At 70.5% G+C, this 26,959-nt stretch carries 25 protein-coding genes, 1 other RNA gene and 1 riboswitch; of the genes, 12 read left to right on the top strand and 14 right to left on the bottom strand.

The window, feature by feature from the left end; translation table 11 throughout:
* Positions 1–567: 567 nt before the first annotated feature.
* On the top strand, positions 568–1,077 hold the full coding sequence (locus LIG30_RS27615) for a DUF2486 family protein (RefSeq protein WP_442856845.1): 510 nt from the start codon (positions 568–570) through the stop codon (positions 1,075–1,077).
* A 26-nt stretch (positions 1,078–1,103) separates the two neighbouring features.
* Here LIG30_RS27615 and LIG30_RS06415 read toward each other — a convergent pair whose 3' ends face one another.
* On the bottom strand, positions 1,104–1,430 hold the full coding sequence (locus LIG30_RS06415) for a c-type cytochrome (RefSeq protein ID WP_038710622.1): 327 nt from the start codon (positions 1,428–1,430) through the stop codon (positions 1,104–1,106).
* A 302-nt stretch (positions 1,431–1,732) separates the two neighbouring features.
* Between LIG30_RS06415 and lgt the strand changes: the two genes are divergently transcribed.
* Entirely contained in the window at positions 1,733–2,623 is an 891-nt protein-coding gene (lgt, locus tag LIG30_RS06420) for a prolipoprotein diacylglyceryl transferase (RefSeq protein ID WP_038710623.1), read from the top strand.
* A gap of 85 nt (positions 2,624–2,708) precedes the next feature.
* On the opposite strand, the gene LIG30_RS06425 is transcribed toward lgt, so the two are convergent.
* The 5 genes from LIG30_RS06425 to LIG30_RS06440 all read right to left on the bottom strand — a co-directional run bounded on the left by LIG30_RS06425 (position 2,709) and on the right by LIG30_RS06440 (position 5,100).
* The gene (locus tag LIG30_RS06425) at positions 2,709–3,449 is read right to left on the bottom strand and encodes an SIMPL domain-containing protein (RefSeq protein ID WP_038710624.1); all 741 of its coding nucleotides are present in this window, start codon (positions 3,447–3,449) and stop codon (positions 2,709–2,711) included.
* Positions 3,450–3,640: 191 nt separating this feature from the next.
* On the bottom strand, positions 3,641–4,102 hold the full coding sequence (locus tag LIG30_RS06430) for an EVE domain-containing protein (protein ID WP_038710626.1): 462 nt from the start codon (positions 4,100–4,102) through the stop codon (positions 3,641–3,643).
* A 72-nt stretch (positions 4,103–4,174) separates the two neighbouring features.
* A non-coding RNA gene (ssrS, locus tag LIG30_RS25100) (6S RNA) lies at positions 4,175–4,355 on the bottom strand.
* An 80-nt stretch (positions 4,356–4,435) separates the two neighbouring features.
* A complete protein-coding gene (locus LIG30_RS06435; protein ID WP_038710627.1) occupies positions 4,436–4,750 on the bottom strand; it encodes a cell division protein ZapA in 315 nt (104 codons plus the stop codon).
* On the bottom strand, positions 4,747–5,100 hold the full coding sequence (locus LIG30_RS06440; RefSeq protein WP_038710629.1) for an ATPase: 354 nt from the start codon (positions 5,098–5,100) through the stop codon (positions 4,747–4,749). Before LIG30_RS06440 ends, LIG30_RS06435 begins: the two co-directional genes overlap by 4 nt.
* Positions 5,101–5,283: 183 nt before the next feature.
* Positions 5,284–5,538: riboswitch (cobalamin riboswitch) on the top strand.
* Positions 5,539–5,603: 65 nt separating this feature from the next.
* On the opposite strand from LIG30_RS06440, the gene LIG30_RS06445 reads away from it, so the two are divergent.
* The 6 genes from LIG30_RS06445 (at position 5,604) to cobC (ending at position 11,781) form a co-directional block, all read left to right on the top strand.
* The gene (locus LIG30_RS06445; RefSeq protein WP_038710630.1) at positions 5,604–7,487 is read left to right on the top strand and encodes a TonB-dependent receptor domain-containing protein; all 1,884 of its coding nucleotides are present in this window, start codon (positions 5,604–5,606) and stop codon (positions 7,485–7,487) included.
* Positions 7,488–7,529: 42 nt separating this feature from the next.
* Positions 7,530–8,531 (top strand): FecCD family ABC transporter permease, encoded by a 1,002-nt coding sequence (locus LIG30_RS06450; RefSeq protein ID WP_038710669.1) that lies wholly within the window; start codon positions 7,530–7,532, stop codon positions 8,529–8,531.
* Positions 8,528–9,328 carry an ABC transporter ATP-binding protein gene (locus LIG30_RS06455; RefSeq protein WP_038710631.1) on the top strand — a complete coding sequence of 267 codons (801 nt, stop codon included), beginning with the start codon at positions 8,528–8,530 and terminating at the stop codon, positions 9,326–9,328. The genes LIG30_RS06450 and LIG30_RS06455 overlap by 4 nt, the downstream gene beginning before the upstream one ends.
* A 65-nt stretch (positions 9,329–9,393) precedes the next feature.
* The gene (cobT, locus tag LIG30_RS06460; RefSeq protein WP_038710671.1) at positions 9,394–10,446 is read left to right on the top strand and encodes a nicotinate-nucleotide--dimethylbenzimidazole phosphoribosyltransferase; all 1,053 of its coding nucleotides are present in this window, start codon (positions 9,394–9,396) and stop codon (positions 10,444–10,446) included.
* Positions 10,447–10,459: 13 nt separating this feature from the next.
* Positions 10,460–11,212: an adenosylcobinamide-GDP ribazoletransferase gene (locus tag LIG30_RS06465; protein ID WP_038710672.1), complete on the top strand. Its 753-nt coding sequence runs from the start codon at positions 10,460–10,462 to the stop codon at positions 11,210–11,212.
* Positions 11,197–11,781: an alpha-ribazole phosphatase gene (gene cobC / locus LIG30_RS06470; RefSeq protein WP_038710632.1), complete on the top strand. Its 585-nt coding sequence runs from the start codon at positions 11,197–11,199 to the stop codon at positions 11,779–11,781. The genes LIG30_RS06465 and cobC overlap by 16 nt, the downstream gene beginning before the upstream one ends.
* Positions 11,782–11,796: 15 nt before the next feature.
* On the opposite strand, the gene LIG30_RS06475 is transcribed toward cobC, so the two are convergent.
* Genes LIG30_RS06475 through cobU form a run of 4 tightly spaced genes read right to left on the bottom strand, consistent with a single transcriptional unit; the run spans position 11,797 to position 15,215 of the window.
* Complete coding sequence (locus tag LIG30_RS06475; RefSeq protein WP_235510218.1) at positions 11,797–12,693, bottom strand: cobalamin-binding protein; 897 nt, start codon at positions 12,691–12,693, stop codon at positions 11,797–11,799.
* 17 nt (positions 12,694–12,710) lie between these two features.
* Positions 12,711–13,730 carry a threonine-phosphate decarboxylase CobD gene (cobD, locus tag LIG30_RS06480; RefSeq protein ID WP_038710635.1) on the bottom strand — a complete coding sequence of 340 codons (1,020 nt, stop codon included), beginning with the start codon at positions 13,728–13,730 and terminating at the stop codon, positions 12,711–12,713.
* A 1-nt stretch (position 13,731) separates the two neighbouring features.
* Complete coding sequence (gene cbiB / locus LIG30_RS06485) at positions 13,732–14,667, bottom strand: adenosylcobinamide-phosphate synthase CbiB (RefSeq protein ID WP_038710636.1); 936 nt, start codon at positions 14,665–14,667, stop codon at positions 13,732–13,734.
* Entirely contained in the window at positions 14,661–15,215 is a 555-nt protein-coding gene (gene cobU / locus LIG30_RS06490; protein WP_038710674.1) for a bifunctional adenosylcobinamide kinase/adenosylcobinamide-phosphate guanylyltransferase, read from the bottom strand. The genes cbiB and cobU overlap by 7 nt, the downstream gene beginning before the upstream one ends.
* Before the next feature lie 60 nt (positions 15,216–15,275).
* Between cobU and LIG30_RS06495 the strand changes: the two genes are divergently transcribed.
* Together LIG30_RS06495 and LIG30_RS06500 are read left to right on the top strand one after the other, a co-directional pair.
* Positions 15,276–16,820: a cobyric acid synthase gene (locus LIG30_RS06495; RefSeq protein ID WP_038710638.1), complete on the top strand. Its 1,545-nt coding sequence runs from the start codon at positions 15,276–15,278 to the stop codon at positions 16,818–16,820.
* Positions 16,821–17,420: 600 nt separating this feature from the next.
* Positions 17,421–18,050, top strand: coding sequence for a ParA family protein (locus tag LIG30_RS06500; protein ID WP_038710639.1), 630 nt, complete (start codon positions 17,421–17,423; stop codon positions 18,048–18,050).
* Between the two features lie 169 nt (positions 18,051–18,219).
* Here the strand turns inward: LIG30_RS06500 and panD are convergent, their stop codons facing one another.
* The 4 genes from panD to LIG30_RS06520 form a co-directional block, all read right to left on the bottom strand.
* Positions 18,220–18,606: an aspartate 1-decarboxylase gene (gene panD, locus LIG30_RS06505; RefSeq protein WP_038710641.1), complete on the bottom strand. Its 387-nt coding sequence runs from the start codon at positions 18,604–18,606 to the stop codon at positions 18,220–18,222.
* A gap of 44 nt (positions 18,607–18,650) precedes the next feature.
* Entirely contained in the window at positions 18,651–19,490 is an 840-nt protein-coding gene (gene panC / locus LIG30_RS06510) for a pantoate--beta-alanine ligase (RefSeq protein WP_038710642.1), read from the bottom strand.
* Positions 19,491–19,699: 209 nt separating this feature from the next.
* Positions 19,700–20,572 (bottom strand): segregation and condensation protein A, encoded by an 873-nt coding sequence (locus tag LIG30_RS06515; protein WP_038710643.1) that lies wholly within the window; start codon positions 20,570–20,572, stop codon positions 19,700–19,702.
* A gap of 4 nt (positions 20,573–20,576) precedes the next feature.
* Positions 20,577–20,765 (bottom strand): DUF3460 family protein, encoded by a 189-nt coding sequence (locus LIG30_RS06520; RefSeq protein ID WP_038710646.1) that lies wholly within the window; start codon positions 20,763–20,765, stop codon positions 20,577–20,579.
* 224 nt (positions 20,766–20,989) lie between these two features.
* Between LIG30_RS06520 and LIG30_RS06525 the strand changes: the two genes are divergently transcribed.
* A complete protein-coding gene (locus LIG30_RS06525) occupies positions 20,990–22,801 on the top strand; it encodes an autotransporter assembly complex protein TamA (protein ID WP_038710647.1) in 1,812 nt (603 codons plus the stop codon).
* Between the two features lie 28 nt (positions 22,802–22,829).
* The gene (locus LIG30_RS06530) at positions 22,830–26,852 is read left to right on the top strand and encodes a translocation/assembly module TamB domain-containing protein (protein WP_038710648.1); all 4,023 of its coding nucleotides are present in this window, start codon (positions 22,830–22,832) and stop codon (positions 26,850–26,852) included.
* Positions 26,853–26,959: the final 107 nt, after the last annotated feature.

Genomic DNA, 26,959 nt, shown 5'->3' on the forward strand with positions numbered 1-26,959 from the left:
GTGGCGCAAGCCGAATCATCCTCGATCCCGATGCTGACCGACGTGCTGGAGACCGGCAAGCCGGTGCTCGCGCGTGAGCCGGCCGCAGCGGGGCAGCCCGACATCTCGGCGATCCCGGTGCTGAGCGACGTGCTGGCGGCCGGCAGTCCGGCGCCAGCGCATGAGCCGGCCTTGGCGGCAGCGCCTGACGACGCGGCGATCCCGGTGCTGAGCGACGTGCTGGCGACCGGCAGTCCGGCGCCGGCGCTTGAGCCGGCCTTGGCGGCAGCGCCTGACACTTCGGCGATCCCTGTGCTGAACGACGTGCTGGAGACCGACAGTCCGGCGCCGGTGCATGAGCCGGCCTTGGCGGCAGAGCCTGACGACGCGGCGATCCCGGTGCTGAGCGACGTGCTGGCGACCGGCAGTCCGGCGCCGGCGCTTGAGCCGGCCTTGGCGGCAGCGCCTGACACTTCGGCGATCCCTGTGCTGAACGACGTGCTGGAGACCGACAGTCCGGCGCCGGTGCATGAGCCGGCTGTGGCAGCAGCGCCTGACGCTTCGGCGATTCCAGTGCTGAGCGACGTGCTGGCGGCCGGCAGTCCGGCGCCGGCGCATGAGCCGGCCTTGGCGGCAGCGCCGGACGCCTCGGCGATCCCGGTGCTGAGCGACGCGCTTGCGCCCGGCAACCCCGCCCATGCGGCGGTTGCGCCGGCGGCGGGTGGCGCGGCCGAGGCGGATGTCGTCGTCGAGGCGGTGCCGACGCCGCACGTGCCTGCCGTCGAATTGCAGCCGTCTGCCGTGGTGGCCGAGGAGGTCGCCGTGATGGCCGCGCCCGTCGCGCACGACGTGCCGCCGGCGTTGACGCCGGAGGACGCGCAGCATGTCGCCGAGCGGCTGCGCGACCGGTTGACGACCTACCTGACGGGCGAGGGGCGCGAAGCGATCGAGGCCCGCTGCCGTGACGCGCTGCACGACCACACAGCGTGGCTCGTCAGCCAGATCACGCGCGAAGTGGCGCTCGCGCTCGAAACGGAAGTGATGGAGTGGGTGCGCGACGCGATCGACGTCGAGATCGCCCGCCGCAGCGCTGGTTGACACGCGGCGTGCTCGCCGCGCGAGCGTTATCTGACGGAGAGCACCCAATGCGCGAGCGCGTGCGCTTCGGTGCCGGTCAACTGCGTGTTCGCGGGCATCGGGACATTGCCCCACACGCCGACACTGCCCTTCACGATCGTCTGCGCGAGGTAATCGCCGGCGTCCGCGCGCGCGGCATATCTGGCGGCGATATCGTGGAACGACGGTCCCATCAGCGGCTTGTTCACCGCATGGCAGGCCATGCAGTTCTTGCGTTGCGCGAGCGTGAGGCCGTCGGCCTGCTCGGCGTGCGCGGCGGCGATGCTGCCCATGAGCAGGGCCACGAGCGCCGCGCGCAGTATCGTTCGTTTCATGGAGGTCTCCGCCGGCGGATGCGGCCGGGTTGGCGGTGCGCGCATTATAAAAGCAAAGGGGGCACGAGGTCGTCGCGTTCCCCGTTGCATTTGATCGAAGCGGTGCTGGCGGCCAGCCAGGGCCGTGCCCCGCGTGCACCGGCTCTGGCCGATGTCGGCCCGCGACCGCGCCCTCGTGCCGTTGCACGGGCAAGCGCCGCGCACTGCGCGGGTACGCCGCTCGCGATCTTTTCGCTCCGTTTGGCGCCCGGCTTTTATGACATCATTACGGCCTGCTACGCTGAACCCTTCACCACTAACCCATGATCATTCACCCGAATTTCGACCCTGTTGCGATTCACCTGGGGCCGCTCGCCGTGCGCTGGTACGGGCTCATGTATCTCGTCGCGTTCATCGCGGCGATCGTCGTCGCCAGGCTGCGCCTGAAGCTGCCGCACGTCGCCGAGCAGGGCTGGACCGTGAAGGACATCGACGACATGATGTTCTACGGCGTGCTCGGCACTGTGCTCGGCGGTCGTCTCGGCTACGTGCTGTTCTACAAGGCCGACTACTACTTCTCGCATCCGCTCGACATCTTCAAGGTATGGGAAGGCGGCATGTCGTTTCACGGCGGCTTTCTCGGCGTGACGCTCGCGATGACGCTGTTCGCCTGGCAGCGCAAGCGTCATTGGCTGCAGGTCACCGATTTCGTCGCGCCGATGGTGCCGACGGGGCTCGCCGCCGGCCGTCTCGGCAACTTCATCAACGGCGAGCTGTGGGGCCGCGTGACCGATCCGGCCGCGCCGTGGGCGATGCTGTTCCCGGGCGCGACGCGCGACGATGCGGCCTGGCTCGGCGCGCATCCGGAGCTGGCCGCGAAGTGGCATCTGGTCGACGTGTTCATGCAATACCAGATGCTGCCGCGCCATCCGTCGCAGCTCTACGAGATCGTGCTCGAAGGCGTCGTGCTGTTCCTCGCGATGTGGTTCTTCTCGCGCAAGCCGCGGCCGATGGGCGCAGTGTCGGCGCTGTTCCTGATCGGCTATGGCCTCGCGCGCTTCACGGTCGAGTTCGCGCGCGAGCCGGACGATTTCCTCGGGCTGCTCGCGCTCGGCCTGTCGATGGGGCAGTGGCTGTCGCTGCCGATGATCATCGCGGGCATCGCGATGATGGTCTGGGCGTATCGCCGCCGCGCCGCTTCCGCGACGGCGTGACGCAGTTGCCGCGCACGCGCCGCATCGCGCGGGAAAAGCAAAACGCCGGCTCGCGCCGGCGTTTTTCATTGCGGCGATGCAGCCGTCACTTCATCTGGACCGAGCCGTTGACGGTGACCGACACGGTCGCCTTGCCGCCTTCGACGGCGATCGGCGCGCTCATCTTCGCGCTGTCCATTGCGGGCGCAGCCATCGCCATCACGCGCGGATACGGCTGCACGTTGCGGCCGCCGCCGACGTTGACGTCGCGAATCGAGTACGCGTTATAGCCGAACGCTTTCGCCGCTTCGTCCGCGCGCGCGCGGAACGACCGGATCGCTTCCGTCGTGAGCTTCTGCTCGGCCGCGCGCTGCGCTTCCGGCGACAAGGAGAATTCGACGTTCGACACCTGCATCAGGCTGGAAAGCTGACCGGCAAGTTTCGAGGCGGCGGCGAAATCGCGCGACTCCAGCACGACCTCAGTGCGCCCGCGCCATGCGGAGATCTTGCCGTCGCGGTCGGTGGTCGGATAGACGGAGAACGTTCCGGTGCGCGCGGTCACGCCCGCGGCGCTCTTCGCCTGCGCGAGCGCGGCATCGGCGCGCTGGTTCAACGCGGCCGTCAGGCTGCCGGGATCCTTTGCCTGTTCTTCGTAGAACAGCGTGATGTGGATCACGTCCTGCGGCACGTCCGCGCTCGCCTGCGCGGACAGCGACAGCACGCCGGCCGGCTGCGGGAAATGCGGGTTGACGGATTGTGCCTGCGCGGCGGCGGGCGCGATGGCCAGCGTGGCGGGTACGGCAGCGGCAAGAACGAGCGACAGCGCGAGTGCGGATTTTCTGGTCATTGTTGGACTCCTTGTGCGAGGGCGCGCACGCGGATCGCGCGTGCGCGACGCGGGCAGGCCGCGCTTGAGAAAGAACCTTGGCCGGCGGGATTGGCCGGCCGCGGTTGCTTAGGCCATGCGATTTCGCTGCGAGTTCCGAGCCGGCGGCACAGGTTAACCAAATTTGACGTTTGCTCGGGCGTGCTGACTTCTTACTTCATCAGCCGCTCGGTGATGAAGTGCCACTCGGTTCGCGTGACGGGCGTGATCGACAGGCGGTTGCCCTTCGCCAGCACGCGCATGTCGGCCAGTGCGTCGTGCTCGCGCAGCGCGCCGAGCGGAACGAGCGGCGACTTTTTCACGAAGCGCACGTCGACGAGCAGCCAGCGCGGCGTTTCCGGCGTCGACTTCGGATCGTAATAGGGACTCTTCGGATCGAACTGCGTCGGATCGGGGTAGGGCGTCGACGCGACTTCGGCGAGGCCCGCGATGCCGGGCTCGGGACAGCTCGAATGATAGAACAGCACGCCGTCGCCGATCTGCATCGTGTCGCGCATGAAGTTGCGCGCCTGATAGTTGCGAACACCGGTCCACGGCAACGTGCGTTGCGGCGCGTTCGCGAGATCGTCGATGCTCGCTTCGTCCGGTTCGGACTTCATCAGCCAGAATTGCATGGATCGTGATCGACGCAGAAAAAAGGCCGCCGCAAATGAAAACGGCATCGGGAATCGCCCGATGCCGTTGGATAGGTCCCCGCCTTGGCCGCTAGGCCGGCATCCTGAACCGGGGTTCAGAATTGGTCGCAGTTAGCAGCACATCGGGTACGTCAGACAGAGTGACGCGCGCGCCCGTGCTACAAATTTCCGCAACCGTGCACATGGCATTGGTTCAAGGAATATATGACCTTGGCGAACCAGGCAGGGAAGCTGACTGAACTGTGAATCTCGCGCTCAATTTGAACACCGTTGGCCGTTCAGATCAAGTGGAATTCGCGCGAGGATTCGAGGTTACTGCGTCTCGTGCTGTGCGAGCACCGCACCGAGTTGTTCGTTCATCTGGTGCATTGTACGCCGGATTTCTTCCGCCGGAAACGCTTCACCGTGACGCACGCTCTGTTGCAGTTTCAGCAACTCCGACGCGAGCGACAGCGCTGCCATCACGGCGATGCGATCCGTGCCGCGAACCGAGCTGTTCGCGCGGATCTTCGTCATTTCGGCGTCAACGCGCGCCACGGCCTCGACCAGCGCCGCTTCCGTCTCCGCCGAGCAGGCTAGCCGATAGGGCTGGCCGAGAATCGACACTTCGATCTGCTTGGTGGTCATGCATGTTCTCCGTGGCTGGCCGCGTCGTCGTCATTCGCGTGCGCCTGCGCGTCCAGCAGGTCGGGCCCGGTGTCGGCTTCCGCCGCGCCCTTCGTCGCGCGCGGCAGTTTTTCGAGAATCGCGTTCAGCTTCACCTGCGCATCGTCGATCTTCGACGACAGCGTGTCGCGCTCGGCCGCAAGCGCATCGCGCTCCTCGCGCAGCCGGGTGAGCTCGGCGCGCACCGTTTCCGATTCCGCGCGCAGTTGCGTGACCTGCTCTTCGAGCACGATCCGTTCCGAGTGGTAGCGCTTGTTCAACGCGATCAGCCGGCCAATATTTTGAGATAGGGTTTCGAGTTCGTTGAGCATGTGCTGCGTCCTCTAAAGACCCAGCATTTTAGCGCGGAATATCCTGTAATCCGACATCTGTAACGTTTCTAGTCGTAACGCATCGCCTTCTTGTCGCGAAAGCGCGGCGAACGCGCCGAATGTGCGGCGTCCGGCCGCGGCGGGCGTTGGCCGGGCGTTCCTTGACGCTCGCGCGCCCCGCTCCTAAACTGGCGCCGCCTCGGTGCTCGCGCGGGTGACGCGCGGTTAAACGGGAAGCAGGGTGCCGGCTCCGCCAGGAGCGGCCAACCTGCGCTGCCCCCGCAACGGTAAGCGGCCGCATCGGATCGATGCAGGCCGGCTCGGGTGCGTGTCGCGTGCGGTGTTGCGCACGATACGCAGGCCACTGCGCGATTCATGCGCGGGAAGGCGAGCCGGTGTGCCGCCAGCCCGGATACCGGCCGAGGCGGGGAGCCCGCGCGCGGGCTTCGTGACGCGCGGCCTGCGGGGAAGCAGGCGCGCAGTTGCTCACGGGATTTTCTTCGATGCTGACCCCAATCGCCCGCACAGCGCTCGGCGCGCTATGCGGGCTGCCGCTCGCCGCCGCCGCGCAGGCCGCGGCCGCCGCCGACGCGGTGCCAGCCGGCGCGAATGCCGACGGTGCCGCCACGCTTGCCCCGATCGTCGTCACCGCGCAGCGCGGCCCGCAGGCGCTTGCCGACGCGATTCCACAGACAACCGTATTCGACCGGCAGGACATCGCCGCGCATGCGGGCGCGGACCTGCCGAGCCTGCTCGCGTTCGTGCCGGGTGCGCAGATCGTGCGCAACGGCGGGCCGGGCGCGAGCGCGAGCCTGTTCCTGCGCGGCGCGCAATCCACCGAGTCGCTCGTGCTGATCGACGGCGTGCGGATCGATTCGGCGAGCCTCGGGCAGGCGCAGATCAGCCAGCTGCCGCTCGACCAGATCGAGCGGGTCGAAGTGGTGAACGGCAACGTGTCGTCCCTGTACGGCTCGGGCGCGATCGGCGGTGTCGTCCAGGTCTTCACGAAGGACGGCGGCAATCATCCGCCGCGTTTCAACTTCTCGGTCGGCTACGGCAGCTATCACACGCAGACGCAGCAGGCGGGCGTGTCGGGCCGGCTCGACGACGACGGCAGGACGACTTTCAGCGTGTCGCTCGCGCGCGCGAAGGACGATGGCTTTTCCGCGCTCGATCCGGCGAAGCAGCCGAACGCGAACCCGAACGCGAACGGCTACCTGAACGAAAGCGTCGCGGCGTCGCTGCGGCATCGTTTCGACGGGAGCTGGGATGCGGGCGTCAGCTACTTCCAGTCGAGCGGCAACAACAGCTTCGACGATGCGTGGGGCGCGCCGACCGACCTGAACAACCTGTACTCGAAGGTGCAGCAGGTGCGCGCGTTCGCGAACGGCACGGTGCTCGACGGCTGGACGACGCACCTGAGCATCGCGGCCGGCAACGATCGCAGCCAGTCGCGGCTGAACGGCGCCTACACCAACCGCTTCGACACCGACAATCGCCAGTACACGTGGCAGAACGATTTCCGGCTCGCGCCCGATCACACGATCCAGGCCGGCTACGAGCATCTCGACCAGCAGTTCGCGTCGGACGTGTACTCGGCGCCGCAGCGGCACGTGAATTCCGGCTGGCTCGGCTATACCGGGCGCATCGGCCGGCAGCAATTCCAGGCGAACGTGCGGCGTGACCAGTATTCGGATTTCGGCGGCGCGAATTCCTGGTATCTCGGCTACGGCCTCGATCTGACCGACCGCTGGAAGATCACGGCCAGCTACTCCGACGCGTTTCGCGCGCCGAGCTTCAACGACCTCTATTACCCGCTCGCCGGCAATCCGTCGATCCGGCCCGAGCGCAGCCATTCGGTCGAGGCTGCGCTGCAGTACGCGTCCGATGCGCTCGGCGTGCTGCGCGTCACCGCATTCCAGACGGACTACACGGACCTGATCGACTACCGCCCAGACGCGAGCGGCTTCTACTATATTGCGCAGAACGTCGGCAAGGCCAGGGTGCAGGGCCTCGAAGGCTCATGGCAGGGGCACGTCGGCAAGACCGACGTGCGGGTCGCGGCGACCTTGCAGAATCCGGTCGACGAAACGCAGAATCAGGATCTGAACCGCCGCGCACGGCGCTTCGCGTCGTTCGCGGCGAGCCGCGCGTTCGGCGGCTGGCGGGTCGGCGGCGAGTGGCTCGTCAGTGGCGCGCGCAACGACTCCGGCAACACCCTCGGCGGTTACGGGGTCGTCAATCTTTCCGCGCGCTACGACATCACGAAGGCGTGGTACGTGAGCGCGCGCATCGACAATCTTTTCGACAAGGACTACGAGCTTGCCTACGCGTACAACACTCCGCGGCGCGGCGCCTATGTCACGATCGGCTGGCAGCAGCAGTAAGCCGGCGCGGTGCGGGCGTGCACGCGCCGGGCGGCACGCCGCATGAGCGCCGCCCGCGCCGCGGCGATCTGGGCCGCGCTCGCGGCCGCGGTCGCCGCGCTGTTCGTCGCGTCGCTGACCCTCGGCAGCGTGCCGATGTCGCCGCTCGACGCGCTTGCGTCGCTGGTGCCGCATGCGGGCGCCGACGCGCTGCTCGGCGACATCGTCCGCACGCTGCGGCTGCCGCGCGCGCTCGCGGGTTTCGCATGCGGCGCGCTGCTCGCGCTCGCCGGCGCGCTGCTGCAGGTGCTGTTGCGTAATCCGCTGGCCGAGCCCTACGTGCTGGGCGTGTCGGGTGGCGCGGCCGGCTTCGCGCTGGTCGCGATGATCGCCGGCAGCGCGTGGTGGCTCGTCGATGCGTCGGCGTTCGCGGGCGCGCTCGTGTCGATGCTGCTCGTGCTCGGCCTCGCACGGCGCGAACTGTGGCGCGGCGAGCTGCGCGACGCGTCGCCGCGCCTGCTGCTCACGGGCGTCGTGATCGCGGCGGGGTGGGGCGCGCTCGTCACGTTGCTGCTGTCGCTCGCGCCCGATGCGCGGCTGCGCGGCATCATCTTCTGGCTGACCGGCGATCTGAACGGCGTCGCGCCGCCGTGGTTCGCGTGGGGCGCGCTCGCGCTCGCCGCGCTCGTCGCGCTGCCGGCCGCGCCGCAACTGAACGTGCTGCTGCGCGGCGACGCGACGGCGCTCGCGCTCGGCGTGCCGGTCGCGCGGCTGCGCGTGCGGATCTATCTCGTCGCGTCGCTGGCCGCCGCCGCCGCAGTCACGACCGCGGGCACGATCGGCTTCGTCGGCCTGGTCGTGCCGCATGCGCTGCGGCTCGCGTTCGGCAACGACCAGCGCATGCTGCTGCCCGCCGCGATGCTGGCGGGCGGCGGCGGCGTGATGGCGGCCGACCTGCTGGCGCGCACCGTGATCGCGCCCGCGCAGCTGCCGGTCGGCGTGATGACCGCGCTGGTTGGCGTGCCGGTGTTCCTGTGGATGTTGTTGAGGAGGCCGATGCGATGAGCGCCCGATCCACCGATGCCGGCTTTGTCGCGGTCGGCCTCACGCTCGCGGCCGGCGCGCGCACGTTGCTGAGCGGCTTCACGCAGGCGTTCCGGGCTGGCGAGATATGGTGCGTCGCGGGGCCGAACGGTGCGGGCAAGACGACGCTGCTCGCAACGCTCGCGGGGCTGCAGGCGCCGGCTGGCGGGCATGTCGTCGTCGACGGCCGGCCGCTCGGCGCATGGCCGGGCGCGCGACTCGCGCAGCGTCGCGCGCTGATGCCGCAGCAGTTGCACGACGCATTCAGCGCGACCGTGTTCGATACCGTGCTGCTCAGCCGCTTTCCGTATCTCGGCGGCTGGGGCTGGGAGCGGCCCGAGGATCGCGACGCCGCGCGCGCGGCGCTCGCGACGTTCGGCCTGTCCGAATTCGCCGGGCGCGACGTGCTGTCGCTGTCCGGCGGCGAGCGGCAGCGCGTCGCGCTGGCGGCCGCGCTGTGCCAGGGCGCGCCGCTGCTGCTGCTCGACGAGCCGCTCGCGCATCTCGACCTGCATCACCAGATCGACTGTCTGACCGCGTTGACCGCGTGGCTCGACGCTGGCGCGCGCACCGTGCTGTTCTCGTGCCACGACCTGAACCTCGCGCGGCGCTTCGCGACCCACGCGCTGCTGCTCGACGGCCGCGGCCGCGCATGGGCGGGCCCGGTGGCCGACGTGCTGACGCCCGAGCGCGCGAGCGACGCGTTCGGCTATCCGCTCGTGCTGATCCGCGACGGCGGCCGCGACGCGTTGCTGCCCGCGTGGCCGGAGCGGCGATGAACCTTTTTCTGCTGTCTTCCACTGACGACGCGCGGCGGCTGCCGCGCACACCAGGCGACCTTCCGATGAATCCGACCTTTTCCCTGCCCGACGTCGCGCCGCTCGATGCATCGCTGCGCGCCGGCCTGCAACACGCGATCGACCACAAGACCAAGCCGCCGGGCAGCCTCGGCCAGCTCGAGGCGCTCGCGCTGCAGCTCGGCATGATCCAGCGCAGCGGGCGTCCGTCCGTGCAGCGTCCGGTGACGATCGTGTTCGCCGCCGATCACGGCATCGCGGCGGAAGGCGTGAGCCCGTATCCGCAAGCGGTGACCGCGCAGATGGTCGCGAATTTCCTCGCAGGCGGCGCGGCGATCAATGCGTTCTCGGGCGTCGCGAACAGCGAACTCGAGATCGTCGATGCGGGCGTCGCGTCGCCGCTGCCCGTGTCCTCGCAGATGATCTCGCTGCCGGTCGCGCGCGGCACGCGCAATTTCGCGCACGAGGCGGCGATGACGCGCGACGAGCTGCATGCCGCGCTCGCGGCGGGCGCGGCGCGCGTGCGTCATCATGCGGCGCTCGGCACGAACGTGATCGGCTTCGGCGAGATGGGCATCGCGAACACGTCGTCCGCGGCCTGCCTGATGAGTCGCCTGCTTGGCGAGCCGATCGACGTGTGCGTCGGGCGCGGCACCGGCCTCGACGATGCCGGCCTCGCGCACAAGCGCGCGGTGCTGGAGCTCGCGCTCGCGCGTCATCCGCAGGCGAGCGCGCCGCTCGACGTGCTCGCGACCTTCGGCGGCTTCGAGATCGCGATGATGACGGGCGCGTTCCTCGCGGCGGCCAGCGCGCGGATGACGATCCTCGTCGACGGCTTCATCGCGACCTCGGCGTTGCTGGTCGCCGACGCGCTCGCGCCGGCCGTGCGCGAATACTGCGTGTTCTCACACGCATCGAACGAGGCGGGGCACCGGCGCATGCTCGCGCATTTCGATGCGCGGCCGCTGCTCGCGCTCGACCTGCGGCTCGGCGAGGGCACCGGTGCGGCGCTCGCGCTGCCGCTCGTGCGCGCGGCGGCGGCGTTCCTCAACGGGATGGCGAGCTTCGAATCCGCCGGCGTGGACGATCGTGACGCCTGAGCGCGCCGGCGGCATGCGCGCCGAGTTGCGCTACTTCTTCGTCGCGCTCGGCTATTTCACCCGCGTGCCGGTGCCGCGCCGGATCGGCTACGCGGCGGGCGACCTGGATCAGGCCGCGCGCTACTTCCCGCTCGTCGGCGCGTGCGTCGGCGCATGGGGCGCGCTCGTCTACCTCGCGGCGCTGCGCATGTTTCCGGCGTCGATCGCGGCGGGGCTGTCGATGGCCGCGACGCTCGTCGCGACCGGCGCGTTCCACGAGGACGGGCTCGCGGACAGTTGCGACGCGTTCGGCGGCGGCTATACGCGCGACGACGTGCTGCGCATCATGCACGACTCGCGGATCGGCACGTTCGGCGCGGTCGCGCTCGTGATCGCGCTCGGCCTCAAATGGCAGGCGCTCGCCGCGCTGCCGCCGCTGCGCGCCGCGTGGACGCTCGTCGCCGCGCATGCCGCGAGCCGCGCCGCGGCCGTGAGTCTGCTCGTATCGCTCGATTACGTGCGGCCCGAAGGCAAGGCGAAGCCGGTCGCGCAACGGATGCGCGCGCGCACCTGGCTCGTCGCGGCGGCGTTCGGCCTGCCGTGGCTGTTCTGGCCGGACTGGCGCGCGGGGCTCGCCGCGCTCGGGGTGCTGATCGTGTTGCGCGCGTGCGTTGCGCGCTATTTCGTGAAACGGATCGGCGGCTACACCGGCGACTGCCTCGGCTTCGCGCAGCAGCTGAGCGAGCTTGCGATCTATCTCGTGGTGCTGGGATGGACCTCGTCCTGATCCGGCATCCGGCTGTCGATGTCGCGCCCGGCGTCTGCTACGGCCGCAGCGACGTGCCGCTCGCCGCGCCGGCCGACACGGGGGCGCAGGCGGTGCGCGAGCGGCTCGCGGGCCTGCGCGCGCCGCTGCCGGCGTGCATCTGGTCGAGCCCGCTCACGCGGTGCGCGTCGGTCGGCGCGCGGCTCGCGCAGACGCTCGGCGTGCCGCTGCGACGCGACGCGCGCTGGCAGGAGATGGATTTCGGCAGCTGGGAGATGCAGCGCTGGGACGACATCGATCGCGCGGCGCTCGATGCGTGGGCGGCCGACCTGATGCATGCGTGCGCGCATGGCGGCGAGAGCGTCGCGCAGTTCTCCGCGCGCGTCGCGCAGGTGCTCGATGTCTCCGTGCAGGCCGGTGCGCCGCAGTGGGCGGTCACCCATGCGGGCGTGATGCGTGCGTTCGCATCGCACGCGCTGGGCGTGCCGCTCGATGCGCTGCTCGCGCGGCCCGTGCCATTGGGCGGCATCGTCTGGCTGCGCCGCGACGCCGCGCGCGGCATCTGGGAGATCGTGCACTGGGACGCGTGAGCGTGCGTCAACGTGTCAACGTGCCGGCCGCCGCTTGCGCGCGATGTCGAGATCCTCGCACAGCGCCGCCGCGCCCTGCGCGATGCGCGGCGCCGGACGCGTCAGCAGGTCGCCGTCGATCGCGAACAGGTTGCCGCGCGCGACCGCGGTCAGCGAGGGCCACGCCTGCCAGCGCGCGAGGCTGGGCAGCGTGTCGTTCGCGGGTGTCGCACCGGCGCGCGTCGTCACGATCGCTTCCGGATTCGCCGCGAGCACGGCTTCGTCGGAGACGGTCGGCACGAGCGGTTCGAGCGATGCGAACACGTTGCGCCCGCCGCACAGGCGAATCACGTCGCTGACGAGATGCGTGCCGTTGAGGGTCATCAGCGGCCGGTCCCATACCTGAAAGAACACCGTGACGGGCGCGCGCGACGCATAGCGCGCGCGCAGCGCGCCGATCTCGCGCCGGAACGATGCGGCGGCCGCATCGGCGACGGGCTGCGTGCCGAGCAGCATGCCGAGCTGGCCGAGCGTCGCCGCGACGTCGTCGAGCTGCTTCGGCTCGCTGAAGAACAGCGGGATGTGCAGCGCGCGCAGCGCGTCGGTCTGCCGCTCGGCGTTGCCATGACGCCAGACGACGATCAGGTCGGGCTTCAACGCGGCGATGCGCTCGAGGTCGAGCGCCTTGTTGTCGCCGACGCGCGGCACGGCCCGCGCGGCGGGCGGATAGTCGCTGTACGTGACCGTGCCGACCAGCTTCGCGCCGCCGCCCGCGGCGAAGATCAGCTCGGTCGCGTGCGGTGCGAGACTGACGACGCGTTGCGCGGGTGCGGCGAGCGTGACCGTGTGTCCGGTGTCGTCGCGCGCGCTGACGTCCGCGTGCGCGTGCATGGCGCCGCCCAGCGCGAGCAGCGCGGCGGCGAGCGGGGACATGAGCGGGCGGCGCAGGGTCATCGTGCGTCAGCGCGCAGCGACGGCACGCATTGCGCGAGCGCATCCGACAGACGCTGCCATTCGTGTTCGCAGCCCGGCAGGCCGACGCGCACGCTCGACGGCTGCGCGAAGTAGCGCGTCCAGATCCCGTGCTTCGCGAGCGCGTCGTGCAGCGCCGCGGCGCGCGGATCGGCGGTCCAGCTGAACAGCGGCGTCGCGTGGACGTGAAAGCCGTGACCGCGCAACAGCGCCGCGAGCCGGTCGCCGTCGGCGGCGAGCCGCGCGCGCGCCGCGGCCTGCCACGGCGCGTCGGCGAACGCGGCGGCCACCGCGTGACGCGCGGGGCCGCTGACGGTCCACGCGCCGAGCGTGTCGCGCAACGTGGCGATCAGCTCGGGGCAGGCCAGCACGAAGCCGGCGCGGATGCCCGCGAGCCCGAAGAACTTGCCGACCGAGCGCAGCACGACGAGGCCCGCGCGATGCGTGTGCGCGGCGAGCGACCCGCTCGCGCCGGTATCTGCGAATGCCTCGTCGACGATCAGCGTGCCGCCGCGGGCCGACAGCTGCGCGTGCCAGCCGAGCAACCGGCCGGGCTCAACGCGTTCGGCCGTCGGATTGTTCGGGTTCCCGACGATGACGTGGCGCAACGATGCCGGCAACGTGTCCGATGCGATGTCGAGCGGCTCGATCGCATGACCGTGCCGCGCGAAGGCCGGCGCGTATTCGCCGTATGCGAGCGCGGCGACGCCCGCGCCGCCGTGCGACAGCAGCGCCGGCAGCGCGCGGATCGCGGCCTGGCTTCCGGCGACGGGCAGCACGTGCGCCGCGTCGGGCGCGCCGTAATAGCGGGCGGCGCAGGCGGCGAGGCCGTCGCCGTCGTCGGGCAGCCGCCGCCACGCGTCGGCGGGCACGGGCGGCACCGGATAGCCGGCCGGATTGATGCCGGTCGACAGGTCGAGCCATGCGTCGTGCGGAATGCCGTGGCGGCGTGCGGCTTCGTGCAGGTTGCCGCCGTGTGCGATGCGTGTGTCGGACATGTTATGCGCCCATCACGAGTGCGGCGCCGGCGACGAGCAGCGCGAGCCACAGGGCCAGCGTGCGCGCGACGAGCGACAGCGCGGCGACGATGTGCGCGGCGCTGGCGGGGGCGCCGGCGCCGAGCGAGGGACGCACCTCGACCGTGCCGTGATAGACGGCCGGCCCGCCGAGCTGCACGTTCAGGCTGCCCGCGCCTGCGGCCATCACCGGGCCGGCGTTCGGGCTGTCCCAGTGGCGCGCCTGCGTGCGCCAGCAGCGCCACGCGGTGGCCGTGTCGCCGAGCAGCGCATAGCTCGCGGCGGTCAGGCGCGCGGGGGCCAGATTCAGCACGTCGTCGATTCGCGCCGCCGCCCAGCCGAAACGCAGAAAACGCGCCGTGCGGTAGCCCCACATCGCGTCGAGCGTGTTCGCGAGCCGGTACAGCAGCGCGCCGGGGCCGCCCGCGACGACGAACCAGAACAGCGCGCCGAAGATCGCGTCGTTGCCGTTCTCGAGCGCCGATTCGACGGCCGCGCGCGACAGCGCCGCTTCGTCGGCGGCACGCGTGTCGCGCGACACGATCCGCGCGGTCAGCGCGCGCGCGCCGGGCAGGTCGTGCCGGCGCAATGCGTCGGCGATCGGCGCGAGGTGATCGGCGAGGCTTTTTGCGCCGAGCGCGAACCACAGCAGCGTGACGTGCAGCGCGGCGGCGAGCGGCGCGGGCAGGGTGGCTGCCAGCCAGAACGACACCGCCACCGGCGGCGCGACGGCGACGAGCCACGCGGCGATGCCGGCGAGGCGGCCGAGCGTGCCGGTGTTCAGCGCGCGTTCGAGGTGGGTGGCAATCCGTCCGAATGCCACGAGCGGGTGCGCGTTGGCCGGCTCGCCGAGCTTGCGGTCGACGAGCGCGCCGATCACCGCGAGCATCGCGACGGCGGGCAGCGACAGCATCAGCATGGCGAGGCTCCCGGCTTGATCGCGACGGGCAGGCCCGCAACCAGCAGCGTGACGCGCGTTGCGCGCGCCGCGACGCGCTGGTTGAGGCGGCCGAGTTCGTCGACGTAGCGGCGCGTCATCGCGCCGAGCGGCACGACGCCGAGCCCGATCTCGTTGCTGACGACGATCAGCTTCGCGCGCGCGCGGCACAGCGAGCCGTCGAGCGCATCGACGCGCTGCGCGCAGGCCGCGTCGTCGAGCGGCTCGCCGTCGGCGGGGCACAGCAGGTTGGTGAGCCACAGCGTCAGGCAATCGACGAGCAGGCACGCGCCCGGATCGTCGAGCCGCGCGAGCGTGCCGGCGAGGTCGAGCGGCGCGTCGGCGAAGCCCCACTCGGCGGGCCGCCGCGCGCGGTGATGCGCGATGCGCTGCGCGAATTCGTCGTCGAGCGCGCGCGCGGTCGCGACATAGGTGACGGGGCGGCCGCTGTCGGCGGCAAGGCGCTCGGCATACGCGCTCTTGCCCGAGCGGGCGCCGCCGAGGACGAAGGTGAGGTCGTGCGGAATCATCGCGTGATTGTAACGGCGCGGGCGATAATGCGGCCTTCGCTTTGCCATGCCTTTGACACGATGAATGCACCCGATGCGCGGCCGGCCGGCACGCTGATGATCCAGGGCACGACCTCCGACGCGGGCAAGAGCACGCTCGTCGCGGGCCTGTGCCGCCTCGCGCGCCGCGCGGGCGCGCGCGTCGCGCCGTTCAAGCCGCAGAACATGGCGCTCAACAGCGCGGTGACCGCCGACGGCGGCGAGATCGGCCGCGCGCAGGCGCTGCAGGCGCTCGCGGCCGGCGTCGCGCCGCATACCGATTTCAATCCGGTGCTGCTCAAGCCGACGAGCGACCGCGGCGCGCAGGTCATCATCCACGGCAAGGCCCGCGCGAACCTGAATGCGCGGGCGTATCACGACTACAAGCCGGTCGCGTTCGACGCGGTGCTCGAATCGTATGCGCGGCTGCGCGCGGCCTACGACACCGTGATCGTCGAAGGCGCAGGCAGCCCCGCCGAAATCAACCTGCGCGACGGCGACATCGCGAACATGGGCTTTGCCGAGCGTGTCGACTGCCCGGTCGTGCTCGTCGCCGACATCGACCGCGGCGGCGTGTTCGCGCATCTGGTCGGCACGCTCGCGTGCCTGTCGGACAGCGAGCGCGCGCGCGTGCGCGGCTTCGTCATCAACCGCTTCCGCGGCGATTTCGGGCTGCTGAAGCCGGGGCTCGACTGGCTCGAGGCGCAGACCGGCAAGCCGGTGTTCGGTGTGCTGCCTTACCTGCACGGGCTCACGCTCGACGCCGAGGACATGTTGCCCGCGCAGGCCCGAAGCGGCGCCGCACATGAAGGCGGGGACGTGCTGCGCGTCGTCGTGCCGGCGTTGCCGCGTATCAGCAACCACACCGATTTCGATCCGCTGCGCGTGCATCCGCAAGTCGAGTTCACGTACTGGAAGAGCGGGCCGGTGCCCGCGGCCGACCTTCTGATCCTTCCCGGCTCGAAGAGCGTGCAGCGCGACCTGGCCTGGCTCAGGGCGGTGGGCTGGGAGGACGTCGTCAAGCGGCACCTGCGCTATGGCGGCAAGGTGATCGGCATCTGCGGCGGCATGCAGATGCTCGGCCGCGCGCTCGACGATCCGCTCGGCCTCGAGGGCGCGCCGGGCAGCGTGCCGGGCTTCGGTCTGCTCGATTTCACGACCACGCTGCAGCCGGACAAGACGCTGAAGAACGTCGCCGGCCGTCTCGCGCTGCCGGGCGGCGCGGCCGTGCGCGGCTATGAGATCCACATGGGCGAGACGCGCGGCCCCGCGCTCGCGTCGCCGGCCCTCGCGCTGGCGGCCGACGGCGAAGGTGAAGGCGAGGGCTGCGAGGGCGAAGGCAGCGCGGACAACGCGGGCGGCACGCGCGCGGACGGCGCGTTGTCCGGCGACGGGCAGATTCTCGCGACCTACGTGCACGGGCTGTTCGACGCCCCCGATGCGTGCGCCGCGCTGCTCGCGTGGGCCGGCCTCGACGGGGCCGCGCGGATCGACTATCCGGCGCTGCGCGAGGCGTCGCTCGAGCGGCTCGCGGACACGATCGCCGCGCACGTCGACCTGCCGGCGCTGTACGCCGCGTTTCGCTGATGCGGGCCTCGCATTTTTCGCTGCGTGACGTACAACCAAAGCAGGGCGGAAGTCCGCCCGGAGGAGCGCGATGATGAAGGCTCGCTGGTGGTGCGTGTTGTTGGCGGGATGGCTGGCGTGGACCCCGGTTCATGCGTGCGATTCGTACAGCCCGGGCAGTGACAGCGGCACGTCGTCCAGCCATTCCGGCCCCCCGCAGGGCCGGGGCGGCTATTGACCGGATCGGGAGCGGGGCATGTGCAGTCATGCCCCTTTTTTTGCTCAAATTGATTCCAATAGGGCGTCAATTTAAGAAGGTTGACGTATTTATCGGCGATTTTGGTTTGAATTGGTGCGTGTCATCCCGACACATTTCGCATGGCATCCGACATGAACCCGAGCCGCTTGAACGATTTTGCGGCCACGCCGCTGCGCGTCGCGCTCGACGGGCAGGCCGCCGTCGCCCGCCAGGTCGCCTGACGCGGCGCCATCCCGCGGCAGCCTCGCGGCCGCCGTGCGGTTCCGGTCGCGCCGCATTTCCCGATATCATCGCTCCCTGCATCCGCATTCTGGCGGCGCCTGCCCGACGGCCGGCGCCGCACGGCTTTTCCGGGAGAATTCATGACGGTGATCGTAGTGGCGAATCCGAAGGGCGGCGTGGGCAAGAGCACGCTGTCCACCAATCTGGCCGGTTATTTCGCGGCGCAAGGCGCGTGGGTCGCGCTCGCCGATCTAGACCGGCAGCAGTCCGCGCACGCGTGGCTCGACCTGCGCCCGGCGACGCTGCCGCTCATCGAGAGCTGGCAACTGGAACCGGATTCGTCGGCGAAGCCGCCGCGCGGCCTCGAATACGCGGTGATCGACACGCCGGCCGGCCTGCACGGCAACCGGCTCAATGTCGCGCTCCAGCTGGCCGACAGGGTGATCGTGCCGCTGCAGCCGTCGATGTTCGACATCCTCGCGACCCAGCATTTTCTCGAGCGTCTGGCCGGCGAGAAGGCGGTGCGCAAGGGCAAGGTCGAGATCGGGATCGTCGGGATGCGGGTCGATCCCCGCACGCGTTCGGCCGAGCAGCTGCACCGGTTCGTCGAGGGACTGAAGCTGCCGGTGCTCGGCTACGTGCGCGACACGCAGAATTACGTGCAGCTCGCCGCGCACGGGCTGACGCTCTGGGACGTCGCGAAGAGCCGCGTCGAAAAGGATCTCGAGCAGTGGCGCCCGATCGTCGAATGGGCCGAGCGCCGGGCGTGACCGTGCGCGCCGGCCGGGTGGCCGGGACGACGCACGCGCACTGATTCGCGGCCGCGATGAAAAACACCCCGGGGGCGGGATCGCCGTTCGGGGGGGCGGTTCTTCGGATCGGGCCTGGCAGGCCGGGGCACGCCGGCCGCGTCGCGCACCGGCCTATGCGCTGCGCGACTTACGACCAGCTTTGCGTCGGCACGTGGTCGCGGCTGCCCTTGATCTTGTTGTTGTCGTCGACGAACACGAGGTCCGGCTTCCAGCCTGCCTTCAGCTCTGCCTCGTCGACCACCGCGAACGCGGCGATGATGACGAGATCGCCGAGTTGCGCGCGGCGCGCAGCCGAGCCGTTCAGCGAGATCATCCCGCTGCCGCGCTCACCCTTGATCGCGTACGTCGAGAAACGCTCGCCGTTGTTGATGTTCCAGATGTCGATCCGCTCGTTTTCCGCGATGTTCGCGGCTTCGAGCAGGTCTTCGTCGATCGCGCACGAGCCTTCGTAGTGCAGCTCGCAGTGCGTGACCGTCACGCGATGGATCTTCGATTTCAGCATGTGGCGCTGCATGGTGACTCCTTGATACGTGGTGTTGCACTGGCGGGCGGCGCCCGTCAGATCTCCAGGTTGTCGATGAGGCGGGTTGCCCCGAGCTTCGCGGCGGCCAGCACGACGAGCGGCTCGCCGGCCTCCAGTTCGGCCGCGCTCGGCGCGACCAGGTTCGCGCGCCGGCGGATCGACACGTAGTCGGGCTGCCAGCCGCGGCCGGCGAGGTGCTCGCGGGCCTGTTGCTCGATCTTGCCGAGGTCGCGTTCGCCGCCGAGCACGCCTTCGCGCACGCGCGCGAGCGTCTTCGCGAGCTCCGGCGCTTCCTGTCGCTCGGCGGGCGCGAGATAGCGGTTGCGCGACGACAGCGCGAGGCCGTCTTCGTCGCGCACCGTCTCGGCGGCGAGGATGTCCACCGGCAGCGCGAGCTGCTGGCACATGCGGCGCACGATCATCAGCTGCTGGTAGTCCTTCTTGCCGAACACCGCGACGCGCGGCTGCACGCACGCCATCAGCTTGGCGACGACCGTACAGACGCCGGTGAAGAAGCCGGGCCGGAACTCGCCCTCGAGGATGCCGCCGAGATCGTCCGGTGGCTGCACGCGGTATTCCTGCGGCTGCGGGTACATGTCGCGCTCGGTCGGCGCGAACAGCACGTAGACGTTTTCCTTCTGCAGCTTCTCGATGTCGTCCTGCAGCGTGCGCGGGTACTTGTCGAAATCCTCGTTCGGCCCGAACTGCAGCCGGTTGACGAAGATGCTCGCCACGACAGGGTCGCCGTGCTGCCGCGCGAGCCGCATCAGCGACAGGTGGCCTTCATGCAGGTTGCCCATCGTCGGCACGAAGGCGGTGCGATTCTGTCCGCGCAGCTGGTCGCGCAGTTCCTGGATCGAGCTGATGACTTTCATGATCGGTTAGCGAGTTCCTCGCGCACATGCGCGTTGGCGCCGCGGCGGGCGGCGTCGGGGTCGGATCGGTGAAAACGACCGCGCGCGGGACGGCGCGTCGGGCGTCGGCGGATTGTAGTGGATTTGGCCGCGTAACGCACCGAAAAAAGCACGATCGTTCACTTTTTTACGCGTGGGCGAGCGCAAGCCTCGGTGGCTATTCGGGCGCGTCAGGCGGGCAGGTACGCGAGCCGCACGTAGATCGGCGCGAACGGCTCGGGCTGGGTGATCTCGACGAGCGATTCGCGTGCGAGCTCGAGCATCGCGATGAAGTTCACGACGACGACCGGCACGCCGCGCGACGTGTCGAACAGTTCGGCGAATTCCATGAAGCGCGCGTTCTGCAGCTTGCGCAGGATCAGGCTCATGTGCTCGCGCACCGACAGCTCCTCGCGGGAGATCTTGTGATGCTGGACGAGCTTCGCGCGCTTGAGCACGTCGGCCCACGCGGCGCGCAGGTCGGCCGAGTCGACGTCCGGGAAGCGCGGCGTGATGCTCTGCTCGATGTAGACCTCGGCGCGCAGGAAGTCGCGGCCGAGCTGAGGCAGCCGGTCGAGGCGTTGCGCGGCGAGCTTCATCTGCTCGTATTCGAGGAGACGCCGCACCAGCTCGGCGCGCGGATCCTCCGCTTCCTCGCCGGTGTCGGCCTTCTTGACGGGCAGCAGCATCCGCGATTTGATCTCGATGAGCATCGCGGCCATCAGCAGATACTCGGCGGCAAGCTCCAGATTCGTCGTGCGGATCTGGTCGACGTAGCCGAGATACTGCGCGGTGACCTGCGCCATCGGGATGTCGAGGACGTTGAAGTTCTGCTTGCGGATCAGGTAGAGCAGCAGATCCAGCGGGCCTTCGAACGTTTCGAGGAAAACCTCGAGCGCGTCCGGCGGGATGTACAGATCCTGCGGCAGCTTGAAGAGCGGCTCGCCGTACAGGCGCGCGAACGCCGCGATGCCGTCGACCGTGTCGGGCGTCGAGTCGGCGCCCGCCGGCGCGGCGACCGCGTGTTCCGGCGGGGCGGCGCTGGCCTCGTCGGCGGCGCTCACGGCGTCAGAAGTTCTGGTAGTAGACGTACGACGTCTGCTTCACGCGCGACGTCTGTTGTGCCGAGCGCTCGTCCAGGTCGATCGGCTGCTTGTCCCACAGCAGTGCGCGGCCCTTGCGCTGCTCTTCTTCGAGCGTCGGCTTCTGTTGCTTGAGCTGGTTCAGGAATTGCGTGACGTCGGATTGGTACGGCATGGCTTGGCTTTCCGTTTCAGGCGGCGCGGATGCGCCGGGATGGACGATGGCGGGATTTTACCGCAACGCGCGGAACAGCCGGTGCGAATCGCGCGTCGAACCCGCGGGCCGGCGCCTGCGGCGGGGCGTTGCGCGCAAGCGTCACCGCGGCGCGCAGGCGGGCGCGGCCGCCGGGGTGTGGTCAAATACAGGGTTTTGTAATCCAACCGGCAGCGAGGTCTTATTTGGCAGGACAGGCGAGACAGCAACGACAGCAACGGGCCGCCGCGCGTGGTGCCGATCGATCCGCGGCCCGTGCCGCGCGCCGTGCCGCGCGCGCCGTCCTCGCCGGCTGTCTGACCCTGCTCGCCGCGCTGCCCGCGTACGCGAAATACGATGTCGAGATCGACGCGCCGCGCGCGATCCGCAAGCTGCTCAAGCAGCACCTCGACATTGCGCGCTTCGCGAAGCGCGATGATCTCGGCAGCGACCAGTTCGACTTCCTCGTCACCGCGACGCCGCAGCAGGTGCGCGACCTGGTTGCGACGGAGGGCTACTTCTCGCCGGTCGTCCGCACCGACGTGCGCACGCGCGACGGCAAGCGCCGCGTGACGGTCGCGGTCGACCCGGGACAGGAGACGCGCGTGGCGTCGGTCGACCTGACCTTCACCGGGCCGGTCGAGACCGAAGACCCGAAGCAGGAGGCCGCGACGCGCTTCGCGTTCTCGCTGAAGGCGGGCGAGCCGTTCACGCAGGGCGCCTGGGACGACGCGAAGCATGCGGCGCTGAAGCAATTGCAGTCGCGCCGCTATCTCGGCGCGAAGATCACCGCGTCCGAGGCGCGCATCGACCCGCTCACGCGGCGCGCGACGCTCGCGGTCACGTTCGACAGCGGGCCGACCTTCACGATCGGCGAGCTCGACGTGGACGGCGTGCGCCGCTATCCGGAGAAGATCGTCACCAACGTGAATCCGCTGTCGGCCGGCGCGATCTACGACGTGCAGCGGATCGCCGAACTGCAGCGCCAGCTGCAGAGCACCCCGTACTACGCGAGCGTGGCGATCGACGTCGCCGACGACCGCGAGAAGCCGGAGCGCACGCCGGTGCACGTGAAGGTCAGCGAGTATCAGTACAACAGCGTGCGCGGCGGGGTCGGCTACGCGACCGACACCGGGCCGCATATCCAGGGCGCGTACACGTACCTGGACACCTTTGGCGCCGCGTGGCCGCTGACCGTGTCGGGCCGCATCGACCAGATCCAGCAATACGGGCAGATCCAGCTGTCGATGCCGCCCGGCACGCGCGCGTGGACCAACAGCGCGCTCGCGTCGTACACGAACACGAACGTCGCCGGCACGCACATCTATAGCGCGCGGGGCGGCGTGCAGCGTACCCGCAGCGGCCAGTACATCGACTATGCGTATTCGCTGATGTTCTATCAGGACCGCCTCGACCAGAACGGCGCGGGGCCGACCACGAGCCGCGCGCTGGTGCCGCAGTGGGCGTGGACGCGGCGCAACGTCGACGACCCGCTGTTCCCGCGCTCGGGCAACCTGATTCACGCCGAGGCAGGCTTCGCGATCAAGGGCGCGCTGACCGACCAGACCTTCATCCGCGGCTACGCACGCGGCCAGCAGTACCTGCCGCTCGGCAAGCGCGACCTGTTCGTGTTTCGCGCGGAGCTGGGCGGCGTGTTCACCAGCGGCAGCTCGTCGGGCGTGCCGGCCTCGCTGCTGTTCCGCGCGGGCGGTTCGAATTCCGTGCGCGGCTACAGCTACCAGAGCATCGGCAACAGCGTCGACGGCTCGGTGCTGCCGAGCAAGTACCTGCTGACCGGCACGGCCGAGTACCAGCACTGGTTCAACCGCGACTGGGGCGCGGCGACGTTTTTCGACATCGGCACGGCGGCCGACGCGTGGGGCGAGAAGGTGTTCTACCCGGGCGTCGGCATCGGCGCGCGCTGGCGCAGCCCGGTCGGGCCGATCAACTTCGACCTGGCTTACGGGCTGCGCAACCGGAGCGTGCGCCCGTACCTGACGCTCGGCGTCGCTTTCTGACCGAACCGGTTCATTCACCACGACACGCATGACGAAGGACGCACCCGACACCCCGCCGCCTCACGATCCGGAACCGCCCGCCGGCGCGGATGCGCCGCGCGCGCCCCGCGGGCCGCGCGTCGTTCGCGGCCTCGCCCGGACGCTCGCCGGCATCGCGGTCATCGTCGTCCTGGCCGCGGGCCTCGTGCTGGCTGCCGTGACGACCGAGCGCGGCACGCGGCTGGCGTGGCAGGCGGCCGTGAGCGTGCTCGGCGGGCGCTTGTCCGGCACGCTCGAAGGCGGCGCGCTCGCGACGGGCGTGCGTCTGTCGGATTTCGCATGGACCAGCCCGGGCGGCACCGGCACCGAAGTGCGGATCGATCGCGTCGCCGGCCGCTGGGCGCTGACCCGCGCGCCGTTGCGCCTGACGGTCGGCTCGTTGCGGGCCGGCACGATCGACGTGCGGATCGCGCCGGGGCCGTCGACGCCGGCCGTGCTGCCGCAGGATCTGCGCGTGCCGCTGCAGCTGAGGATCGACGATCTGCGCGTCGAGCGCCTGACGATCCACGATGCCGGCTCGACCACCGAACTGGACAACCTGGCGTTGCGCGCGCGCAGCGACGGCCGTCGCCACACGCTTGCGCTGGAGCGGCTCGATACGCCGTTCGGCGCGCTCACCGCCCGCGCGACGCTCGACGGCGTGCGGCCGTTCGCGCTCACCGGCGATGCGACCTACGCGGGCAAGCTGGCCGACGAGCCGGTCGACGCGCGGGCGCGCGTGTCCGGCTCGCTGGAGGCGCTCGTCGCCGATGTCGACGCGAGCGGGCTCAAGCTGGCCGGCCGCGCGCACGTCGAAGCGTCGCCGTTCGCGCCGGTGCCGCTCACGCGCGCGTCGATCGCGTTCGACCACGTCAATCCGCAGGCGATCGCGCCGGGCGCACCGGCCGCCGATCTTGCCGTGCGCGCCGATCTGGCGCCGGCGCCGCCCGATCCGGCCCATCCCGGCGCGTTTGCGGTGACCGGCCCGGTGTCGATCGTCAACGCGAAGCCCGGCGTGCTCGGCGAGCATCTGCTGCCGCTCGTCGACGCGCGCGCGAACGTGCGGCTCGACGCGCATGCGCAGCGCATCGACGGTCTGGCGCTGCGGCTGGTCCGCGACGGCAGCGTGACCGGCGGCGGCGCGCTCGCGGGCGGCAAGGGCCGCTTCGACCTCAAGGTCGCCAACCTCGACCTGAACGCGTTCGTGGCCGAGCTGCGGCCGATGCGGCTGGCCGGGCCGCTCGCCGTGACGCTCGCGCCCGGCGCACAGACCGTCGATTTCGCGCTGGCCGACCCGAAGCTGGCGCTCGGCGCGCGCGCGAAGGTCGTGCTGACGCCGCAGCAGACCGTGGTGACGGACGCGCGCGTGACGGCGGGCAAGGGGCGCATCGACCTGACCGGCGTGTTCCGCCACGATGCGCGCGCGAGCTACGACGCGAAGGCGACGCTGACCGAATTCGATCCGCTGCTGCTCGCCGCGATGAGCGCGCCGAAAGCCGGCGCGGGCCGTGCGCCGGCGGCGCAGGGGCCGCGCGGCGCCACGCGCGTGAACGGCACGCTGACGGCATCGGGCGGCTTCGCGCCGGCGCTCTCGACCCGGGCGGCCTTCAAGCTCGGCGACAGCGTCTACGACGGCGTGCCGCTGACCGGGCAGGGCGTCGTGCAGCTGGCGGGCGCGCGCATCCTGCCAAGCAATGCGAACCTGTCGATCGCGGGCAACCGCGTCGAGCTGCACGGCAGCTTCGGTGCGCCCGGCGACCGGCTGCGTTTCGCCGTCGACGCGCCGCAGCTCGACCGCCTCGGCTTCGGCGTCGCCGGGCTGGTCAGGGCCCAGGGCGATCTGACGGGCAGCTTCGCGCATCCGAACGTCAGCGCGACCTACACGGCCCGCGGCGTCGTGTTCGGCGAGAACCGGATCGGCGCCGCGCAGGGCCGCGCGGACATCCGCGACGGCGCGCACGGCGCCCTCGTGTTCTCCGCCGACGCGAGCGACGTCGAGCTCGGCGCGCTGCAGCTCAAGACGCTGCGCGCGAATCTGGACGGCACCCGCGCGAAGCACACGCTCGAAGCGTCGGCGCTCGGCGCGGCCGGCGGCCGCGTGATCGACGTCACGCTCGCGGCGAACGGCGGCCTGACCGAGGGTCGCGACGGGATGCGCTGGGACGGCACCGTGACGCGCCTCGCGAACCGCGGCACCCCCGCCGTCGCGCTGCAGACGCCGCTCGCCGTGTCGGCGGCCGGGCAGCGGGTGACGCTCGGCGCGTCGCGGCTCGTGCTCGAAGGCGCGGCGATCGACCTGAAGTCGTTCGTCTACGATCATGGCCAGCTGCGCTCGGCCGGCTCGGTGAGCGGCCTGTCGGTCGCCCGCTTCCTCGACGTCCGCCAGGAACTGACCGGCAAGCGGCCGCCCGTGCGCACCGACGTCATCCTCGATGCAGACTGGGATTTCTCGGTCGGCGCGACGGCGAGCGGCTCGCTGCAGGTCCGGCGCCGCAGTGGCGACGTGACCGTCGAGACCCTGCGTGGCGTCGCGTCGCTCGGGCTGACCGACCTGTCGGCGCGTGCGGCGTTCGGCGCGGGCAACCGGTTGAACGTGACGCTGCGCGGGCACGCGAGCCGCGTCGGCACGCTCGACGCGAGCGTCGCGGTGCCGTTCGCGCTGCGCGGCGGCGCGCTGGCGCCGGCCGACGACGGGCCGCTGTCGGGCCGCATCGACGCCGACGTGCCGTCGCTGAAGGCCACCGGCAGCCTGTTCGGGCCGAGCTACCTGCTCGGCGGGCGCGCGGCGCTGAAGCTCACGGTGGCGGGCACGCCGGCAAAGCCGAACCTGTCGGGAATGCTGACGGGCGACGACCTGTCGGCGACACTGGTCGACCAGGGCGTGCAGTTGAAGGACGGCATCGTGCGCGTGAAGCTGTCGGAGAACCTCGTCGAATTCCAGCAGGTCGAGTTCCACGGCGGCAGCGGCACGCTGCGCGCGATCGGCCGTGTGCGGCTCGACGGCGAGGCGCCCGACCTGACGGCGAGCATCGTCGCGGACAAGCTCGACCTGTTCGCCGCGCCGGACCGCAAGCTGTCGCTGTCGGGCAAGGCGACGGTCGCGAACGAGGGGCCGCACGGCGCGATCGGGATCGACGGCAAGTTCGTCGTCGACCGGGCGCTGTTCGACCTGCCGGAGCAGTCGGCGCCGCATCTGTCCGACGACGTCGTGATCGAGCGTCCCGGCGGCGGCACCGTGCGCGGCGAGACCAAGACCGGCACCGCGATCGCGAAGCCTCAGCCGGCGACGGAGAAGCCGGCGCCGTCGCTCGCGCCGCGCGCGAACGTCGACATCGATCTCGGCAACAACTTCCGCTTCAAGGGCCACGGCGCGGATCTCGGGCTGCGCGGGACGATCACCGTGATGAACGCGCCCGGCGTGCCGCTGCGCGCGGTCGGCAACGTGCGCGTGACCGAAGGCTCGACCTATACGTCGTTCGGCCGCAAGCTCGCGATCGAGAACGGCTTCTTCACGTTCAACGGGCCGGTGTCGAATCCGGGCATCAACATCCTCGCGATGCGCCGCAACCAGGAGGTCGAGGCGGGCGTGCAGGTGACGGGCACGATCCAGACGCCGACCGTGAAGCTCGTGTCGGAGCCGAACGTGGCGGACAACGAGAAGCTGTCGTGGCTGCTGTTCGGGCACGGCACCGACCAGGGCAACAACCTTGGCCAGCAGAACGCGATGACGGAGGCGCTCGCGCTGCTCGGCAGCGCGACCGGCAAGCGCGTCGCGCAGACCTTCGGTCTCGACGAATTCTCGATCGGGCGCAGCGAGGTCGGGCTGACGGATTCGCAGGTCGTGCAGGTGTCGAAGGCGATCAACGAGCGGCTCGTGCTCGGCTACGAGCAGGGGCTGGAGTCGGCCAGCAACGCGTTCAAGGCGACGCTCAACCTGTCGCGCTTCTGGTCGGTCTCCGCGTACGGCGGCACCTTCGAGGGCGTCGACCTGAACTACACGCGGCGCTTCGATCGCTGGTGGCGCAGCCACTGACGACGGCGCGGCGGACGGACCCGCCGCTGCCCGGACAACAAAAAACCCCGCGCGGATGCGCGGGGTTTTTGGCGGCTGGCACGCGGGTGCGCGGACGCACCCGCCGG

Origin of the sequence: Burkholderia sp. lig30 (genome assembly GCF_000687455.2) — a bacterium.
In the GTDB taxonomy this organism is placed as follows: Bacteria; Pseudomonadota; Gammaproteobacteria; order Burkholderiales; family Burkholderiaceae; genus Burkholderia.